The sequence below is a fragment of the Staphylococcus schweitzeri genome, from assembly GCF_002902405.1.
GTDB lineage: Bacteria > Bacillota > Bacilli > Staphylococcales > Staphylococcaceae > Staphylococcus > Staphylococcus schweitzeri.
In genome coordinates, this window is sequence record NZ_PPQS01000042.1 from 181,576 (window position 1) to 199,904 (window position 18,329).

At 31.8% G+C, this 18,329-nt stretch carries 18 protein-coding genes; 12 read left to right on the forward strand and 6 right to left on the reverse strand.

Annotated elements, in window-relative coordinates:
• Window positions 1-248: 248 nt before the first annotated feature.
• Window positions 249-1,853, forward strand: coding sequence for an alpha-glucoside-specific PTS transporter subunit IIBC (locus tag CD116_RS10140; RefSeq protein ID WP_047425963.1), 1,605 nt, complete (start codon window positions 249-251; stop codon window positions 1,851-1,853).
• A 65-nt stretch (window positions 1,854-1,918) separates the two neighbouring features.
• Here CD116_RS10140 and CD116_RS10145 read toward each other — a convergent pair whose 3' ends face one another.
• On the reverse strand, window positions 1,919-2,449 hold the full coding sequence (locus tag CD116_RS10145) for a hypothetical protein (RefSeq protein WP_047549705.1): 531 nt from the start codon (window positions 2,447-2,449) through the stop codon (window positions 1,919-1,921).
• Between the two features lie 268 nt (window positions 2,450-2,717).
• Between CD116_RS10145 and CD116_RS10150 the strand changes: the two genes are divergently transcribed.
• The 3 genes from CD116_RS10150 (at window position 2,718) to CD116_RS10160 (ending at window position 4,544) form a co-directional block, all read left to right on the forward strand.
• A complete protein-coding gene (locus tag CD116_RS10150) occupies window positions 2,718-3,635 on the forward strand; it encodes a bile acid:sodium symporter family protein (protein ID WP_047425967.1) in 918 nt (305 codons plus the stop codon).
• A gap of 74 nt (window positions 3,636-3,709) precedes the next feature.
• Entirely contained in the window at window positions 3,710-4,345 is a 636-nt protein-coding gene (locus tag CD116_RS10155) for an HAD family hydrolase (RefSeq protein ID WP_047449536.1), read from the forward strand.
• 10 nt (window positions 4,346-4,355) lie between these two features.
• Window positions 4,356-4,544: a hypothetical protein gene (locus tag CD116_RS10160; RefSeq protein ID WP_047425971.1), complete on the forward strand. Its 189-nt coding sequence runs from the start codon at window positions 4,356-4,358 to the stop codon at window positions 4,542-4,544.
• Window positions 4,545-4,650: 106 nt separating this feature from the next.
• On the opposite strand, the gene CD116_RS10165 is transcribed toward CD116_RS10160, so the two are convergent.
• Both CD116_RS10165 and CD116_RS10170 read right to left on the reverse strand, forming a co-directional pair.
• A complete protein-coding gene (locus tag CD116_RS10165; RefSeq protein ID WP_000205309.1) occupies window positions 4,651-4,836 on the reverse strand; it encodes a hypothetical protein in 186 nt (61 codons plus the stop codon).
• A complete protein-coding gene (locus tag CD116_RS10170; protein ID WP_047529707.1) occupies window positions 4,833-5,189 on the reverse strand; it encodes a hypothetical protein in 357 nt (118 codons plus the stop codon). The genes CD116_RS10165 and CD116_RS10170 overlap by 4 nt, the downstream gene beginning before the upstream one ends.
• Before the next feature lie 279 nt (window positions 5,190-5,468).
• Between CD116_RS10170 and CD116_RS10175 the strand changes: the two genes are divergently transcribed.
• Window positions 5,469-6,848, forward strand: a complete 1,380-nt coding sequence (locus CD116_RS10175) for an amino acid permease (RefSeq protein WP_047425974.1) — start codon at window positions 5,469-5,471, stop codon at window positions 6,846-6,848.
• 453 nt (window positions 6,849-7,301) lie between these two features.
• Here CD116_RS10175 and rpiRc read toward each other — a convergent pair whose 3' ends face one another.
• Entirely contained in the window at window positions 7,302-8,174 is an 873-nt protein-coding gene (gene rpiRc / locus CD116_RS10180; RefSeq protein WP_047425976.1) for a pentose phosphate pathway transcriptional regulator RpiRC, read from the reverse strand.
• Window positions 8,175-8,630: 456 nt separating this feature from the next.
• Window positions 8,631-8,951, reverse strand: coding sequence for a hypothetical protein (locus CD116_RS10185; RefSeq protein WP_047549701.1), 321 nt, complete (start codon window positions 8,949-8,951; stop codon window positions 8,631-8,633).
• A 54-nt stretch (window positions 8,952-9,005) separates the two neighbouring features.
• On the opposite strand from CD116_RS10185, the gene CD116_RS10190 reads away from it, so the two are divergent.
• On the forward strand, window positions 9,006-9,743 hold the full coding sequence (locus CD116_RS10190) for a CPBP family intramembrane glutamic endopeptidase (protein ID WP_047549698.1): 738 nt from the start codon (window positions 9,006-9,008) through the stop codon (window positions 9,741-9,743).
• Between the two features lie 23 nt (window positions 9,744-9,766).
• Here the strand turns inward: CD116_RS10190 and CD116_RS10195 are convergent, their stop codons facing one another.
• Window positions 9,767-10,459 (reverse strand): helix-turn-helix transcriptional regulator, encoded by a 693-nt coding sequence (locus tag CD116_RS10195; RefSeq protein ID WP_047425982.1) that lies wholly within the window; start codon window positions 10,457-10,459, stop codon window positions 9,767-9,769.
• A gap of 386 nt (window positions 10,460-10,845) precedes the next feature.
• On the opposite strand from CD116_RS10195, the gene CD116_RS10200 reads away from it, so the two are divergent.
• The 6 genes from CD116_RS10200 to CD116_RS10225 all read left to right on the forward strand — a co-directional run bounded on the left by CD116_RS10200 (window position 10,846) and on the right by CD116_RS10225 (window position 18,045).
• Window positions 10,846-11,652 (forward strand): inositol monophosphatase family protein, encoded by an 807-nt coding sequence (locus CD116_RS10200; protein WP_047549697.1) that lies wholly within the window; start codon window positions 10,846-10,848, stop codon window positions 11,650-11,652.
• Between the two features lie 123 nt (window positions 11,653-11,775).
• Window positions 11,776-12,723, forward strand: a complete 948-nt coding sequence (locus CD116_RS10205) for an LCP family glycopolymer transferase (protein WP_047529696.1) — start codon at window positions 11,776-11,778, stop codon at window positions 12,721-12,723.
• Between the two features lie 561 nt (window positions 12,724-13,284).
• On the forward strand, window positions 13,285-16,239 hold the full coding sequence (gene fdhF, locus CD116_RS10210) for a formate dehydrogenase subunit alpha (RefSeq protein ID WP_047549694.1): 2,955 nt from the start codon (window positions 13,285-13,287) through the stop codon (window positions 16,237-16,239).
• Window positions 16,239-16,712 (forward strand): helical membrane plugin domain-containing protein, encoded by a 474-nt coding sequence (locus tag CD116_RS10215; protein WP_000840811.1) that lies wholly within the window; start codon window positions 16,239-16,241, stop codon window positions 16,710-16,712. Before fdhF ends, CD116_RS10215 begins: the two co-directional genes overlap by 1 nt.
• Window positions 16,713-17,014: 302 nt before the next feature.
• Window positions 17,015-17,248, forward strand: a complete 234-nt coding sequence (locus tag CD116_RS10220; protein ID WP_000921245.1) for a hypothetical protein — start codon at window positions 17,015-17,017, stop codon at window positions 17,246-17,248.
• 20 nt (window positions 17,249-17,268) lie between these two features.
• Window positions 17,269-18,045, forward strand: a complete 777-nt coding sequence (locus tag CD116_RS10225) for an N-acetylglucosaminidase (protein ID WP_047549692.1) — start codon at window positions 17,269-17,271, stop codon at window positions 18,043-18,045.
• The last annotated feature ends 284 nt before the right edge of the window (window positions 18,046-18,329 follow it).

Consider the following 18,329-nt stretch of genomic DNA (forward strand, 5'->3'; position numbering starts at 1 on the left):
TGATAACTAAACAATTATGCATATGAAGTAACTACAAATGCTGTTCAATATGCATAATAAATGATTATGAAAAAATTTTCACCATATGAAAAGATAATCTGATTATACAAAATACTTTCAAAATACGTCAATGTCGTTGTGGGCGTGTAAGCGTTTACTATATATTATATTTAAATAGTAAGTCATCTATTTATAAAAATATCTAAATGGATGCCATGTAAGGAAAGACGATTTGGAGGGAAAAGAAGATGAATGCGATAAAACGTTTCGGTAGTGCAATGATTGTACCGGTATTAATGTTCGCTTTTTTTGGGATAGTACTTGGCTTTGCGACATTATTTAAAAATCCGACAATCATGGGGAGTTTAGCAGATCAGCATACGTTTTGGTTTAAATTTTGGTCAGTAATAGAATCTGGTGGCTGGGTTATTTTCACGCATATGGAGGTTGTATTTGTAGTAGGATTACCTCTTTCATTAGCTAAAAAAGCACCTGGGCATGCAGCGCTTGCAGCATTGATGGGGTACTTAATGTTTAATACATTTATAAACGCTATTTTAACGCAATGGCCACATACGTTTGGCGCAAATTTGGAAAAAGGTGTTGAGAATGTACCTGGATTAAAATCAATAGCAGGTATTGCTACTTTAGATACAAATATACTTGGCGGTATTATTATTTCGGCAATTATTACGTGGATCCATAATAGATATTATAGCAAACGTCTTCCGGAAATGGTTGGCGTATTCCAAGGCTTAACATTTGTTGTAACGATTTCATTCTTTGTTATGTTACCGTTAGCAGCTATTACATGTGTTATTTGGCCAACAGTTCAACATGGTATTGGTTCAATGCAACACTTTATAATTGCTTCTGGATATATTGGTGTTTGGTTGTATCACTTCTTGGAACGTGTATTAATACCAACAGGCTTACATCATTTTATTTATGCACCAATTGAAGTTGGTCCAGTAGTAGTTAATCATGGTTTAAAAGCAGAGTGGTTACAACATTTAAATGAGTTTGCTAAGAGTAGTAAACCATTAAAAGAACAATTCCCTTATGGCTTTATGTTACAAGGTAATGGGAAAGTATTTGGTTGTTTAGGTATTGCTTTAGCAATGTATGCAACAACACCGAAAGAAAATCGTAAAAAAGTGGCAGCTTTACTTATTCCTGCAACTTTAACAGCGGTAGTTGTAGGTATTACTGAGCCACTAGAATTTACATTCTTATTCATCGCACCATACTTGTTTGTTTTACATGCAGTTTTAGCAGCATCTATGGATACATTAATGTACGCATTTGGTGTTGTAGGTAATATGGGTGGTGGTTTGTTAGACTTTATTTCAACAAACTGGTTACCATTAGGTAAAGAACATTGGGGGACTTATGTTGCTCAAGTTATTATTGGCTTAATCTTTGTAGCAATTTATTTCTTCTTATTCAGATTCCTAATTTTGAAATTTGATATTCCTTTACCTGGGCGTAAGAAAATGGAAGAAGAGGTTAAGTTATTCTCTAAACAAGATTATAAAAATAAAAAAGGTGAAGATACAGCATCAAAATCTAAGTCTACAGGTAATGAATATGAAGAAAAAGCTGTATATTATTTAGAAGGATTAGGTGGCAAAGAAAACATTAAAGATGTCACAAACTGTACGACAAGATTACGTCTAACGGTCTATGATGAGAATAAAGTAGCAGATACAGATTACTTTACACGTCAGCAAATGGCACATGGATTAGTGAAAAGTGGTAAGAGTATCCAAGTTGTTGTAGGTATGACTGTACCGCAAGTACGTGAGGCATTTGAACAATTGGTTGAAGAACAATCATCAGACGAAAAATAATTCAAAAAAAGACACATCGATATACGATAGCAATGTAAATGATTATCGTATTGATGTGTTTTTTATTATGAAATGCGAACTTTACTTAAAGATGAAGATCTGTAGTTTGCAGATAGAATATCAATATTTCTAGTTGCAATCGTATGCAATATTTTGGCAAATGTTTCTGGCGTACATATGATATGCGCATGTGATTTATTTAATGTATATGTAATATCTGTATGGTTTTGGAACATATTCATAATATCTATCACTTTATCTTTGATAAATGCATCTTGTAATCCATCGATACTAATATCGAAGCGTTTCGCAGATTGATATAAGTTATCTGAATCAAGCAATTCATTAATTTTTTTCGGTAATAACACTTGGTAAATACTGTACTGATGAAAACTTAAAAATGAAATAAAATATGGCAATTGTTGTTTAGGTAAACTGATTTCTAGTACATATTGATTAAATTGTTTGTTTATAGAAAATTGCAAGGCATCACAGAATTGTATACTTTTGCATAATTTATTTAATTTTTTTCTAGTGGCGCGGTCGTTTAAACCAGCGATGTTGATAATGTATGTTTCGAATTTATCAATTAACATGTGAGGACCTCCCGAGGAATACATGACATTAAAGACACTTTAAGTGTGTATAAAGGTGACTTAATTTTGTTCAAGTTGATTTTACCACGCTTTTTTTCTTCATTCACTAAGACTTTTGAATGAAGTTTAAATAATTTTTAAAACTAATCATAAAGCAAGAACGGAATAGTTAAATCACTCATTTTTTCTTAATTTTCTGAAAAGTAATTGTAACGTTAATTGACTTATGGTAATATTTTTCAATATTATCAACTAGGGAGTGTTACTAATGTTTCAAAGATTAAGTGCATTTGCGACAAAAAGTTTCTTGGTATGGATGTTGCTTGCAGCAATTGTAGGATTTATTTTTCCACAACAAGTAGCAACATTAGGTAAATGGGTACCTTATTTACTTGGTATTGTCATGTTAGGTATGGGTTTAACGATTACGCCTAATGATTTCAAAATGGTATTTAAAACACCTAGGGCAGTCATTATAGGTGTTTTGCTACAATTTAGTATTATGCCAACATTAGCTTTTATTATAGCTAAGTCATTCCATTTACCACCGGACATAGCTATCGGTGTGATATTAGTTGGATGCTGTCCTGGAGGAACATCAAGTAATGTAATGAGTTATTTAGCGAAAGCCAACGTGGCGCTTTCTGTGTCGATTACAACTGTTTCTACATTACTAGCCCCTATAGTTACGCCAGCATTAATATATTTATTTGCGAATGAGTGGTTAGAAGTATCTTTCTTGAGTATGTTATGGTCAGTTATTCAAGTAGTTTTAATTCCTATAGCAATTGGGATTATATTACAACTTATCAATCGTCGAATTGCTGAAACAGCTTCTACAGCATTGCCAATTATATCGGTAATTGCGATATCTATGATTTTAGCTATTGTAGTAGGAGGAAGTAAGCGCCAAATTTTGACAACGGGTTTATTAATTTTCATAGTAGTTATTTTACATAACGTGTTAGGTTACACAATCGGTTATTGGTTAGCACGACTTTTAAAATTAGATAGACAAGATCAAAAAGCAGTTAGTATTGAAGTAGGTATGCAAAATTCTGGTCTAGCAGTATCATTAGCTACGCTACATTTTAATCCGATAGCTGCTGTTCCTGGTGCTGTATTTAGCTTTGTTCATAATATTACTGGTCCTATACTAGCTAAATATTGGTCGAAAAAAAGATGAAATGAGTTATAAAATGAAGTGCTTATCAGACTATGTTAAGCTTTTAGAAAGAGAAAGAATAGAGGAGAAGACAAATGTATAGAGCAGTCATATTTGATTTCGATGGAACCATAATAGATACCGAACAACATTTGTTTAATGTCATTAATAAACATTTAAACAATTATAATGTTGAGCCGATTAGTATTGATTTTTATCGTGCATCTATTGGGGGAGCAGCAACTGATTTGCATGATTATTTAGTTAAGGTAATTGGTTCAGAAAATAAAGAGAAAATATATGAAGAGCATCATCGTACAAGTACGATGTTACCTATGGTTGACACGATTAAATCTTTAATGACGTTTTTAAAACAACGTCATATACCTATGGCAATTGCAACAAGTAGTGTAAAAGCAGAAATTATGCCTACCTTTAATGCACTTGGATTGGATAATTATATAGACGTTGTCGTTGGTAGCGAAGATGTTGAGCTCGTTAAACCTGATCCTGAACTATATTTAACAGCGGTACAACAATTAAATTATATGCCTACTCAATGTTTGGCTATCGAAGATTCTGTAAATGGTGCAACAGCGGCAATAACAGCAGGATTAGACGTTATAGTTAATACAAATGAAATGACTAGAGCGCAGGATTTTACAACTGTTCAATATGTAGCGAAAGATTTAAACTGCGATCAAATCGTGGCGCGTTTCTTTTCGAAATAGGAGGCCTAACATGGGATATATCATATTATTTTTTTTAGCTGGACCAATAATTTTAGCGATTGGAAATTTGGTAATAGGACCAATTTTTAATAAGCAGACACCGCTTCGCATACAAGTAAGATCTTTCGTTGTTGGTTCAATGATATATATTATACTTGCAACAATAGGTTATTTTTTACTTTTACAAGGTAAATTATAATAAAATACCACCATACCTAGCACATATGGATATAAATGATGGCAAGCTTTTCAACAAATAAGCTTATCGTCGACCATATAGTGAATAAGGTAAGGTGGTTTTATTATTACATATATTTTAATAATAACGTCACGATGATAAGTACAATTAAGATTATATCTATACCTACCATAATCGTAGCTCTTGTTGCATTACTGCCTTGTTCTTTCGCTGCTCTCATAGCACGGTAATTTGGAACGAAACTTATGATTAGTAAAATTAATACAATAACTCCAATTAATGCAGTTGTCATGATGAGCGACCTCCTTTATTTTTTTCGATCATTTCCCATAGAAAAGTAGCTATAACACTAATTATTAAACTGGAAATAACACCGATTTGAACGGTTAAAAACATAGTGCCAACAATGATTCCGATAATTAAAGCAATTGGTAAAATTGTTCCTAATTTGTATTTACGTTCGGGAGAATTAATGATTGTAAACAGTGTGAGATATATGAGCATGAATGCAATGGTTGCAACGATGCTTCTTCCGATTAAATAAGTAATATCTGGTTTCTGCATGCTGAAATAATTTATGATAAAAAATACTATTGCAAAGATTAAGGATATTTTAATAGCACGAGGTAAAATTTGTTTTAACATTTCAATGCTCCTTTTTAATATTATTCAAATTATATCATAATCACTTAGAATACTTGAAATTGTATGATACAGAAAGTTTTGCGGGCAATTTGTTTAATTTTTTAGAAAAATCACAAAATAATTGTTTGCAAATACAAAAAAGCCTGCTATAGTAGTTCTGTAAACGATTACATGATATGTAAATATTAATGTACCAAAATCGATAAATTATAGTATAATTACGTCAATAAGTTTTTTTATGGATTTATTTAGTATCAATCAGAGATGGGGTAAGACGTTATGGAGAACAATGAACTACAAAGGGGATTGAGTGCCCGTCAAATTCAAATGATTGCACTTGGTGGTACGATTGGCGTGGGGCTTTTCATGGGTGCAACAAGTACAATTAAATGGACAGGACCATCTGTTATCCTTGCATATTTAATTGCGGGTATCTTTTTATTTTTAATCATGAGAGCAATGGGTGAAATGATTTATTTGAACCCAACAACAGGATCATTTGCTACGTTCGCAAGTGATTATATACATCCTGCAGCAGGCTATATGACAGCTTGGAGTAATATATTCCAATGGATTGTAGTTGGTATGAGTGAAGTTATTGCAGTAGGAGAATATATGAAGTTCTGGTATCCCGACTTACCAACATGGATACCGGGGGTTATTGCTATTTTATTATTAATGGCAGCGAATTTATTCTCAGTAAAAGCATTTGGTGAATTTGAATTTTGGTTTGCTTTAATTAAAGTTGTAACAATTATTTTAATGATCATTGCTGGTTTTGGTCTTATTTTCTTTGGTTTTGGAAATGGCGGACATCCAGTTGGTATTTCTAATTTATGGACAAACGGTGGATTTATGCCGAATGGTATCGTTGGCTTCTTCTTCGCGTTATCAATTGTTATAGGTTCTTATCAAGGTGTAGAATTAATTGGTATTTCAGCAGGGGAAACAAAAGATCCTCAACGAAATATTGTGAAAGCAGTAAATGGCGTAATTTGGAGAATTTTAATTTTCTATCTTGGAGCTATTTTTGTAATTGTTTCTGTATATCCATGGAACCAATTAGGTGATATCGGAAGTCCATTTGTTGCCACTTTTGCGAAAATCGGTATTACATTTGCTGCAGCATTAATTAACTTTGTTGTGTTGACGGCAGCAATGTCTGGCTGTAACTCAGGTATTTTTAGTGCAAGTCGTATGATTTATACACTTGCGCATAAAGGTGAAATGCCTAAAATATTCACAAAAGTTATGAAAAATGGTGTACCTGTGTATACTGTTATTGCAGTATCTCTTGGTATTTTAATCGGTGCATTATTAAATGTAATTTTACCTTTATTTATCGATGGTGCTAGCAGCATTTTCGTATATGTATATAGTGCATCAATTTTACCAGGTATGATTCCTTGGTTTATGATTTTATTCAGTCACTTACGCTTTAGAAAATTACATCCTGAAGAAGTGGAAGGCCATCCATTCAAGATGCCTGGTGGCGCAGTGAGTAACTACTTAACTATATTATTTTTAATATTAGTATTAGTAGGAATGGTATTTAATGCAGAAACGAGAGTATCAGTGATTATTGGTGCAATCTTCTTAACAGTTGTAACAATTTATTATTTCATTAGATATAATAAAAACAATGTGAAAGTTAAATAATATAATAAATACGCCCATACGATAACGTGATTGAAATTTGCTGATTAAAGCAAAGAGTCGCTGTTATGTTTGGGCGTATATTTTTGTGCTTCGTAATACATAATTAGCTTAGTATTGGACGAAGTTAACATTTATATTAATGAAAATGACATTTATAAATGAGAGTGTAAACACTATTGTTTAATTCTGTTGTAAACATACTAAAGAGCTCAATGAATAATTGAATAATTCTCATAACAATAATTGATAATCTGAATTTCTAAAATACAAAAACAGTATTAAAAAAGCAATTGACATATGGTGTAAACCGTCAGTCAATTGCAATAGTAAATTAATTAAAATATATCCTTAGCATGATGTCATCGGTATAGACTAAGTATTTTAAAGTGTATATAAACTTTGATGAAACGAACATTGTTGCAATGATGCATTTAAAGAAGTTATATAAGACTGTTAATGTTTAAAGTTTATATTTGATAAATGTTTACGATAATTATCTAAGGCCATTTTAGATTGAGTAATAAAATCTAATGATGCATGATAATTAAGAGCTACGTATCGATAATATAAGATATCAATCGTGAACATTTGAGCAAAAAGTGACGTTGTTGCTCCTATATGCATCTCATTTTCGTCTGTTTTCCCATATGTTAAAACAATATTTGATGCTTGTGCTACAGGGTTATCCATTGTGCTAGTTATTGTGATAATTGGTATATGGTAGTTGTCAATGACTTTGACCATAGACTGCATTTCACTTTGTGTACCATTGTTAGTAATAAGAATGACACTGTCGTTTGAGTTATGAGTTGCTAATAACGTTGCAAAAATATGAGTTTCTTGAACGAGTTGAATGTTTAAACCTATTCTTGATAATTTTTGATAAAGATCTGTAGCGACTACAAAAGAAGCGCCAAACCCATAAATGAAAATCGTGTCAGAACGTTTTAAACAATGACAAATTTGATCGATTGTTTTGTCGTTTAATTCGTTATTGGCATGATTAAGTGTACGAGTTGTGCGTGTATGGAGTTTGGTTCTTAACGACTCTGTACTTTCGTTATTTGTGAGTTCGACATTATAAATTGACGACGCTTTTGGTACATATTTTGAGATATTAATTTTTAAATCATGAAAACCACCATCAGTGATTTTTTTGCTAAATCGAATGACTGATGAGGTACTAATATCTAATAAACTTGCTAAGTCTTGAGATCTCATTTTTATCACTTTTTGTGGTGAATTAAGGATAAAGCTAGCAATCTTTTTTTCATTTTTAGTCATGTATGGATACTGACTATCTATTTCTGTTAGTACGTTTGACATATTAATCACTCCACTTTAACGCAATATGTTTATTAGCGTTGGCTTTTGTTGTTTAACGCGATGCTATTACAACTTGTAACGTAAGAGAATGAAAAATAAGTTGAAAATGTTGTTTGTTTAATGATATTGAAAATTAAAACTGTAAAACTTTTTAAGGTGTATAGATTAAAAAATAGCATACTCCCATGTGCAAATGATACAAATGTATCACTATAAGACATAATGTATATTCCCAATTTATACATCACGTACTCATTTATTTAAGCCCAAGTAAAAATAGACATACAAGACCCAATCTATCACCTTAATCACTATGATTATATCGCGATTATCACATCTTTACAATTTGAAGAATTTTTTTAATTGTATAATTTATGTAATAAAGTGAATTTTAATAAATGACTTGCCTAAATGGCATTGTAGAAAAATAAGGTTAATGTGTAAATTGAATTGAGGTTAATTCATTTCGGAGAGTGCATCATGGAGTTCTTTGTGATAAAAATTAAAATATTGAATTTTATTGCCATAATTGATTCTGTACATTGGACGTTTAGTGAGAAGCTGTAATAGTTCATAATAGATGATTTGGTTATAATTTTGAATAGAAGTATGCGCAAGATTTTGGTGTTTTTTGAATTCATCACTTACGATTTGATTGAATTCATCGACAAGAGGTACTACATTTATCGATGTCATGATTGTATTGTATTTAATCATTTCAACTCGCTGAATCAATTCAATAATTTGTTGTCTAATATACTTATTTTCGTTTATCATATAATGGTACCTCCAAAAATTAAAAATACGATAGTACAAGGGAAGGATACAACAGTGGATAATTTAAAAAAGAAATATACATTTAAAGATATAGCTTGGAGAGATTTACTCTTAATTCCAATTATAGGTGTATTATTTGTGGCACTAAATATTGCAATTACCGTAGGAACAATTCCGTTACATTATATTATAAGAGATAATGACATTGTACTTGTAGCGACTGTTGCACAAGCTGGCGCATATAGCATTGGTATCATAGTGTTTTGTTTATTTCATTTGAAGGTGATGCGTTCAAGACTTCATGCAGGTTTTGCGTATGTAAAAAAGCATTGGCTTAGATTGTTAATAACATATATTATTGCTGTCATCTTAATTTATACATATGAATTTATGACACAGTTTTTACCTAAACATTTACAATATAGCGAAACAGCGAATGAACTTGAACTAAATAAAATATTTGAAGTGCCTGCATTTTTACCAGTAGCATTCCTATTAGTTGTGATTGCAGGTCCTATAGTCGAAGAACTTATTTTTAGACATATTTTAATAGGAGAATTAGGTAAGAAATTTAATTTTATAGTTATGAGTATTATTTCGGTGTTTTTATTTGCATTTATTCATGTTACTGATGCGAAATCGCCATTTGAATTTGGTCCATATCTAATTTTATCTATTATTTTAGTATTTACTTATTTGAAATCTGGTAAAAACTTAGGTTCGACTATCGCGCTACATATTGCCAATAATTTTGTGTCATTTATTATGACAGTCGTACAAATTTATGGTTAAGAAAGCCCCATTGATTCTGTTGCTTAAGAATCGATGGGGTTTAAAAATTGATGATAGTTATCTATAGATATATCTCTTGTTTGAATTGTCTTGCCAAAAGAATATGAGATATCCACAATATTTGCAACCTCAAGCTCTGCAGTCATATCTGTTGCGATATCATAAATTACGGCGTGCCAGTGTCCACTTTTACATAAAAGACCGATGAATATAACATTTTCTGCTTTGATTTTATCATCTACTTTATAATCTACTAACATCACATTACGCTCTGTACAATAAATTAAAATATCGGAAAACAACATAGGTAAGGTCATATGTTGTGTATCTTCAAACTTAATATAAAAATCCATACGTTTAAGCAATTTTCTCAATCGTGTTTGAGGTAAGTTTAAACATTGTTTTATGATTGCATTGATTTCACTTTTATATGGTAACGTCGAATACGACTGACTTTCATTTAGTACTAAAAATAAGGCTGATAATTGTGATTCAGATAAATTTAATGAAATTTTAGATTGTGCTTGTTGTATTTGGTAACCACCATTTTTTCCATAATGCGCATAAATTTTAACACCTTGATTTTCTAAATCGTCAATATCACGTAAAATCGTACGCTTGGAAACATTGCAATATTTAGCTAATTCTAATGCGGTCATTTTATTGTTTTGTTGAATTGCAGTGATAATTAAATTTTGCCTTTCAGCTTTATTCATGACAGCCACCTCCTTAATGATGATATATTACACAAAGTATAACATAAGAGTGACAATGAGGACATTTTCATTAGCTTTTTTAAAAAAAGTTGTAAAAATTTGTAGAAAACGCTTACATTAAACAAAAGATTGTGCTATTATATTATTTGTAACAGGGGGAGCGATTAAACAAAGGGGTAGAGCTATATAACAGATAGCTTTTAATCGTTCAAGTTACATCACAACATCTTCAATATTTATTACTTACTTTCCTTTCTATTTGTCGGCTAGCACGTGACTAGCCGATTTTTTTATGGAAATTATTATTTAAGAATTCATTTGTATATTTGATTCTTTTGATATAGGGTAATACTAAAATGATTATGATATAAGAAGTGGTGGACGAAATGACAGATAAAACATTACAGCAAATAGATACGTTAATATGTTCGTGGTTGAAACAAATAGACAATGTTATTCCACAATTGATAAATGAAATGACTACAGAAACAAAACGCCATAGATTCGACTTAGTAACAAATGTTGATAAGCAAATTCAGCAACAATTTCAAACTTTTCTATGTACACATTTTCCAGAACATGAGTTGTTAGCAGAAGAAAAAAGTAACGATAAGATTACGAAAGATATTAAAAATTTATGGATTATGGATCCTATTGATGGGACTGCAAATTTAGTGAAACAACAAGAAGACTATTGTATTATATTGGCTTACTTTGTAGAAGGAACACCAATGTTATCTTATATATATGATTATCCTCATAAGCAACTGTATAAAGCGATTAGAGGAGTCGGTGTTTTTAACAATGATTTGAAGTTGAAAGCACCGGAGCCTATACCATTAAAAGACGCAATTGTTTCATTTAATGCGCAAGTTATGAATATGGAAACAGTACAAGACCTATTTAATGCGTCATTTAGTTATCGGCTAGTTGGAGCATGTGGGTTAGATTCAATTCGTGTTGCAAAAGGGCAGTTTGGTGCGCATATTAATACAAACCCTAAACCTTGGGATATTGCAGCACAATTTTTATTTGCGGAACTACTCAATTTGAAAATGACATCTTTAAATGGTGATAAGATTGATTATCTTAAAGGTGGTCCGTTTATAATTAGTAACATGGCATGCCATCAAAAGATTCTAGAAATTTTAAATACTAATGGTGGATATAAGAAACTAAATAGTCATGTTTGAAAATAGAAATAATAGCAGAAAATAGTAATACGTCTTCAGAAGTATAGTAAAAAAATAATTTTACTATATAATAAATAGGGAAAACAGATAAAGTATGTATGGAATAATAAAGGAGTGGTGGGATTGAAGCGTTCAAATAAAAGTAAAATGAGCCTACCTAAGAAAATATTTTTATGGGTATTTGGTATTTTAGTCATTTTAGCGATTGTAGCAGTAGTTTATGTAGCTGCTAAAATATTTATTACTGGCAATAAAATTCATAATCCGTTAGATCGTAACAAGTCAGAATTAAGAGATAAAAAAGTGAGTTTAAAAGACGGTGATCCATTTACAATTGCTTTATTTGGTGTCGATTCGGATGCTGATCGTAAGAAAAAGGGTGGCGGAGAACGTAGTGATAGTATAATGATTTTATCTATAAACCCTAAAACGAAGAAAACTGAAATAGTAAGTATACCGCGTGATACAAGAGCGGAAATTGTTGGCCGTGGTACTACTGAAAAAATTGCACATGCCTATGCATATGGTGGACCAAATATGGCTGTTAAATCACTTGAAAAATTAATGAATGTACCAATTGACCATTATGCGACAATTGATATGGATGGTTTGCATAATATGATAGATAGCATCGGTGGGGTTGATGTAGTAAGTAATGATACATTCACAGTTGATGGCATTCATTTTACAAAAGGTCAGCAAACACATGTGAATGGTGATCAAGCTTTGAAATTTATTAGAAGTCGTAAAGAAGAAGGTGCTGGTGGAGATTTTGGTCGTCAACAGCGTCAGCAAATTGTTTTAGAAGCGATGGCAAATAAAATTGCTAGTCCATCATCAATCGCGCATTTCAATAGCTTGATGAATGAAATTCAAAATAATGTAAAAACAGATTTAACATTAGGTGACTTGAACACGATTAGAAGCAATTATAAAGATGCTAATGATACAATTAATAAGCATCAATTAAGTGGTCAAGGCGGTATTCAAAGTGACGGATTGTATTACTTCATTCCTAGTGAGCAGTCAAAAGCTGAAAGCACCAAGTTATTAAAAGATAATTTAGAATAGTGTTTTAGCGACAATATTTGACGTCATGTCAATAATTTAATGACAGCATAGGGTGTATTGTCTATTTATTTAATATAAAAACATTGCAATAGCCTGTAGGTGAAAAGAGCTAAACTTTTCATTTACAGGCTTTGGTATATTCTAAATGATTAGAGTAAAATGCAATCAGCCAAATATAGATACATTAATTGATAATAATTTGATTTGATTATTAGTTATAGTCATTTATTTCTACAATAAATTTATATAGATTTAATTAATAATTTTCTGGAAAATGGGTATTAATAAGTGATATGACTAATTTTATGGAATAAGTATCAAAGTAGTAAATATGATTATGATTTTCAATTAAATGAAAAGTGCTTAAATTTCGCACTAATTATTTAAAATATAAATGATTGCAAAAAGGCAAAATACAAAATTCTACTTAACAACTAGTGTATAAAGTAATACAATTAAAGTAATTCTATCTGAAAGATGTGGGGGCATTTTTTTATAGGTAGGGTTTTAGTAATACTTAAAAAGTCATTTACGGAAAAATATATAGATGGGGTGAGTAATATGCAAGAACATTTGGTGGTTACACTTGATGGAAAAGATTATCTTGTAGAACCTGGTACGAATTTACTTGAGTTTATTAAATCACAAGATACTTTTGTACCTTCAATTTGTTATAACGAATCGATGGGGCCGATTCAAACGTGTGATACGTGTACTGTTGAAATTGACGGTAAAATTGAACGTTCATGTAGTACAGTGATTGATCGTCCAATGACTGTAAATACTGTGAACAATGATGTAAAAGATGCTCAAAAAGAAGCACTTGACCGTATTTTAGAAAAGCATATGTTGTATTGTACAGTGTGTGATTACAATAATGGTGATTGTGAAATTCATAATACGATGGATGCATGGGGGCTTCAACATCAAACTTATGAATATAAAGAAAAGCCTTATGAAAAGGATTATGGTCCATTTTACCGCTATGATCCAAATCAATGTATTTTATGTGGGCGTTGTGTAGAAGCATGTCAAGATATCGAAGTGAATGAAACTATTAGAATTGATTGGGATCGTGAACATCCACGTGTTATTTGGGATAACGATGTACCGATTAATGAATCTTCATGTGTGTCTTGTGGTCAATGTGCGACGGTATGTCCATGTAATGCCATGATGGAAGTGAATATGGAAGGTAATGCAGGGTATATGACCGATACTGAACCCGGTTCTTTAGCGGCAATGATTGATTTGACTAAAAAAGCAGAACCTGGTTATGGTCCATTATTTGCGATTTCAGATTCTGAAGCAGAAATGCGTAAAGAACGCATTAATAAAACAAAAACAGTATGTACATATTGTGGTGTAGGCTGTTCATTTGAAGTTTGGACGAAAGATAGAGAAATTTTGAAGGTACAACCGTCACATGATTCTCCAGCAAATAAAATTGCTACTTGTGTTAAAGGTAAGTTTTCATGGGGACATATTAATTCAGATCAACGATTAACTAAACCATTAGTAAGGAAAAATGGTGAGTTCCATGAAGTAGAATGGGATGAAGCATTAAATGTCATTGCAGATAATTTTACATCTATTAAAGAAAAGCATGGCCCAGATGCATTATCATTCATTTCTTCTTCTAAAGCGACGAATGAAGAATCGTATTTAATGCAAAAATTAGCAAGACAAGTTATTGGCACAAATAACGTTGATAACTGTTCAAGATATTGCCAAGCGCCTGCAACAAAAGGTTTATTTAGAACTGTTGGACACGGTGGTGACTCTGGTAGTATTCAAGACTTAGAAAGAGCAGCAATGTCAGTGTTAATTGGTACAAATACTGCAGAAGCTCATCCGGTTATTGCTTCACGCATGAAACGTGCGCAAAAATTATTTGGTCAAAAAATACATGTGTTTGATATTAGAAAACATGAAATGGCAGAACGTGCGGATCGTTTTTATCAACCTAAACCAGGTACGGATTTAGCATGGTTAAGCGCAGTAACTAAGTATATTATTGATCATGATTTACACGATAAAGCATTTATTGATGAGTGGGTAGATGATTTTGATGAATATTACAAATCATTAGAAACATTTACAATGGCCTTTGCTGAAGAAGCAACAGGTATACCAGAATCAGAATTGATTAAATTTGCTGAAGAATGTGCTAAAGCTGAATCTGTTGTGATTTGTTGGGCAATGGGTATTACGCAACAAGACATCGGTAGCGACTCAAGTACAGCGATTTCAAACTTACTACTAGTAACTGGTAATTATCGTCGTCCTGGTACAGGCGCATATCCATTACGCGGACATAATAATGTTCAAGGATGTAGTGATATGGGAAGTATGCCTGATAAGATTACTGGTTATCAAAGTATTGAAGCGGATGATATTCGCGCTAAATTTGAAAAAGAATACGGCGTTAAATTGAATCCAAAAGCTGGAAAAGATAATCATGAAATGGTAGAAGGCATACATGATGGAGAAATACACTCATTGTATTTATATGGTGAAGATACAGGTATTGTGGATTCAAACATTAATTTTGTACAAGCTGCATTTGAAAAATTAGATTTCATGGTAGTACAAGATGAATTTTTAACATTCACAGCAACATACGCTGATGTTGTATTGCCAGCAAGTCCTTCGCTTGAAAAAGACGGTACTTTTACTAATACTGAACGTCGTATTCAACGTTTATACCAAGCGTTAGAACCACTTGGTGATTCAAAACCTGACTGGAAAATCTTCCAAGCGATTGCTAATAGATTAGGATTTGATTGGAATTACAAGCATCCTAGTGAAATTATGGATGAAGTAGCACGTTTAACACCTCTATATGCGGGGGTAAGTTATGATCGTTTAGAAGGATTCAATAGTTTACAATGGCCAGTACAACCTGATGGTACTGATGAACCTATACTTTACTTAGAAGGATTCAATTTTGATAATGGTAAAGCGAAACTATTCCCATTAACATTTGATAACTTCTTTAAACAAGATGAGCTTTATGATATTCATGTAAATAACGGAAGATTGTTAGAACATTTCCATGAAGGTAACATGACATATCAAACACCAATGATTAAATATAAAGTGCCACGTGCATTTGTTGAAATTTCTCCTGAACTTGCAGAAGATAGAGGAATTCATGAAGGTGCAGAAGTTAAATTAATTTCTGATACTGGAGAAGCTGTATTACAAGTACATGTTACAGATCGTGTTAAAGGCAAAGAAATTTATATTCCATTAAACAATGATGCAATGGAAAATGGAGATTTAGGTGCAATTAACTTGTTAACAAATAGTGATGTTGATAAATACACGGATACGCCATCTTATAAACGAACTAGTTGTCGTTTAGAAGTTATTACGAAACGTGGTAAATCCCCTTTAAATCCAAATAACTTCCGTGTAAACAAAAAACGTCACCCGCAGTACAGTGTACAAGTACAGAAAAAATGGGAACGTCCAGATTATGTTTTCCCAGGAAATCAGGTGGATAAATAATGGCTGAGAGAATATCATCTAAAATTAGACGCTTAGAAAAATCGGAAGAACAAATAAAATTAGAAAGCTTGAACGAAGTTACTGAAGCAATTGCTGCAAACAAAGATAGCATTTTAAAAGCAATCAAGCTCATTAAAACATTAGATGATGCTAAACTATTAGATGCTTTAAATGGAGCAATTCGAGGACGTCAAGTCATCATAAATAAATTTGCGGTTGAACTTAATAAAGATATTTATACAGGGTTATTATCTAATATGGCTTCAATGGTATTTTTATTAGGCGAACTGAATGTATCAGATTTAAGCGACTTCCTAAATAAAGTTAATAAAGGATTACACGTTGCCAATCAAGCGAGTCCAAATGCTAAGACAACTATAAGAAGTCTATTGGGCGTATTGAAAGATGACGATATGAATCGTAGTTTAACTTATATGCTTAATATGTTAAAAGGTATGTCTAGAGAAGAATAAAATCACAATGGAAAGCGAAGCCATTCAATACGAAGTATTGTATAAATAGAGAACAGCAGTAAGATATTTTCTAATTGAAAAACATCTTACTGCTGTTTTTTAGGGATTTATTTCCCAGCCTCTTCTTTAATTTCTATAAAAATTAAAAAGGTACTTTTTGTTGGAATAAATGAATAATAGTGAAAAACAAAATAATCACGTGCTATTGTGAATCAATCATCGACAGGCCTATGAAAAATCATGTATTATTATGATTATGTAAGTTATTTAAATAAAAAGGGTGAGTGCATATTAATTCGAGAATGTTAAAAACGTCAGCTGTAATATCTAATGCCTTATTAGTCATAGGCTTAGTTTGTTTATTTATGATGAAGTTAGTATTAGCTATTACTTTTTTTGCTGTTTCATTATCAATTAGTCTAGTTGTCTTTAATATGATGTTCAGAGATAGAACGACGATGAAAGTAATCGTTAACGCTTCTTTTTTAATCGTAATATTAGCGATTGTTGTGGCATATTTTTTATTGTCTAAGTAAGAAAATGAGGTTTTGTCTATATGAAGAAGAAATTCAAGTTACGTATATCAACACTACTATTAATGATCATTTTAGTTGTATTTGCTGTGTTACTTATTGTGAATGAAACGAGTTTATTTAAAAATGATGTGAATTATTCGTTTGGTCAAGCTGTATCGATGCAACAAGGGAAAGGCATTGTTCAGACTAAAGAAGACCATGGTAAATTTGTTAAAGCGGATAGTAATGAAATTGCTAAAGCTATGACCATTTCACATAAAGATAGTGATATGAAATACATGGATATCACAGAAAGAGTGCCAATGTCAGATTCTGAAGTTAATCAGCTTTTAAAAGGTAAAGGTATTTTAGAAAATCGAGGGAAAGTTTTTCTAGAAGCCCAAGATAAATATGAGGTTAATGTCATATATCTTGTAAGCCATGCTTTAGTTGAAACTGGTAATGGTAAATCAGAATTAGCGCAAGGTATTAAAGTTGGTAAGAAACGCTATTACAACTTCTTTGGTATAGGAGCATTTGATAGTAGTGCTGTTCGCAGTGGGAAAAGTTATGCGGAAAAGGAACAATGGACGTCTCCAGATAAGGCAATTCTTGGTGGAGCTAAGTTCATTCGGAATGAATACTTTGAAAATAATCAATTGAATTTATATCAAATGCGTTGGAATCCAGAAAATCCAGCACAACATCAATATGCGAGTGATATTTATTGGGCAGACAAAATTGCAAAATTAATGGATAAGTCATATAAAGAGTTTGGTATAAAGAAAGATGAAATTAGACAAACATATTATAAATAAGACATCGACGTTCAAAGGAGCTGGAACAATTTATTGTTTTAAGCTCCTTTAGCGTATTTTAAGGGGAATTTTCGTAGGTGTGATTTAAAATTCAAGTCGATAGATTGAACATGTTTAAAAATATAAATGCATATATAGGGATAACGAACGTACGTTAATATCGTTTTGAATAATATTGATTTTGACATTTGTAACATCGTTTTTATTGTTAAAATTAGACAAAATAATAAGGGAGTGGTACAGAAATGATAAAGAACCACTAATGATTTATTATGTAGTGGTTC

Bases quoted from the DNA above. Each gene is read 5' to 3' on its own strand.
- CD116_RS10140 (WP_047425963.1), top strand. From the start codon at position 249: ATGAATGCGATAAAACGTTTCGGTAGTGCAATGATTGTACCGGTATTA.
- CD116_RS10145 (WP_047549705.1), bottom strand. From the start codon at position 2,449: ATGTTAATTGATAAATTCGAAACATACATTATCAACATCGCTGGTTTA.
- CD116_RS10150 (WP_047425967.1), top strand. From the start codon at position 2,718: ATGTTTCAAAGATTAAGTGCATTTGCGACAAAAAGTTTCTTGGTATGG.
- CD116_RS10155 (WP_047449536.1), top strand. From the start codon at position 3,710: ATGTATAGAGCAGTCATATTTGATTTCGATGGAACCATAATAGATACC.
- CD116_RS10160 (WP_047425971.1), top strand. From the start codon at position 4,356: ATGGGATATATCATATTATTTTTTTTAGCTGGACCAATAATTTTAGCG.
- CD116_RS10165 (WP_000205309.1), bottom strand. From the start codon at position 4,836: ATGACAACTGCATTAATTGGAGTTATTGTATTAATTTTACTAATCATA.
- CD116_RS10170 (WP_047529707.1), bottom strand. From the start codon at position 5,189: ATGTTAAAACAAATTTTACCTCGTGCTATTAAAATATCCTTAATCTTT.
- CD116_RS10175 (WP_047425974.1), top strand. From the start codon at position 5,469: ATGGAGAACAATGAACTACAAAGGGGATTGAGTGCCCGTCAAATTCAA.
- rpiRc (WP_047425976.1), bottom strand. From the start codon at position 8,174: ATGTCAAACGTACTAACAGAAATAGATAGTCAGTATCCATACATGACT.
- CD116_RS10185 (WP_047549701.1), bottom strand. From the start codon at position 8,951: ATGATAAACGAAAATAAGTATATTAGACAACAAATTATTGAATTGATT.
- CD116_RS10195 (WP_047425982.1), bottom strand. From the start codon at position 10,459: ATGAATAAAGCTGAAAGGCAAAATTTAATTATCACTGCAATTCAACAA.
- CD116_RS10200 (WP_047549697.1), top strand. From the start codon at position 10,846: ATGACAGATAAAACATTACAGCAAATAGATACGTTAATATGTTCGTGG.
- fdhF (WP_047549694.1), top strand. From the start codon at position 13,285: ATGCAAGAACATTTGGTGGTTACACTTGATGGAAAAGATTATCTTGTA.
- CD116_RS10215 (WP_000840811.1), top strand. From the start codon at position 16,239: ATGGCTGAGAGAATATCATCTAAAATTAGACGCTTAGAAAAATCGGAA.
- CD116_RS10220 (WP_000921245.1), top strand. From the start codon at position 17,015: ATGTTAAAAACGTCAGCTGTAATATCTAATGCCTTATTAGTCATAGGC.
- CD116_RS10225 (WP_047549692.1), top strand. From the start codon at position 17,269: ATGAAGAAGAAATTCAAGTTACGTATATCAACACTACTATTAATGATC.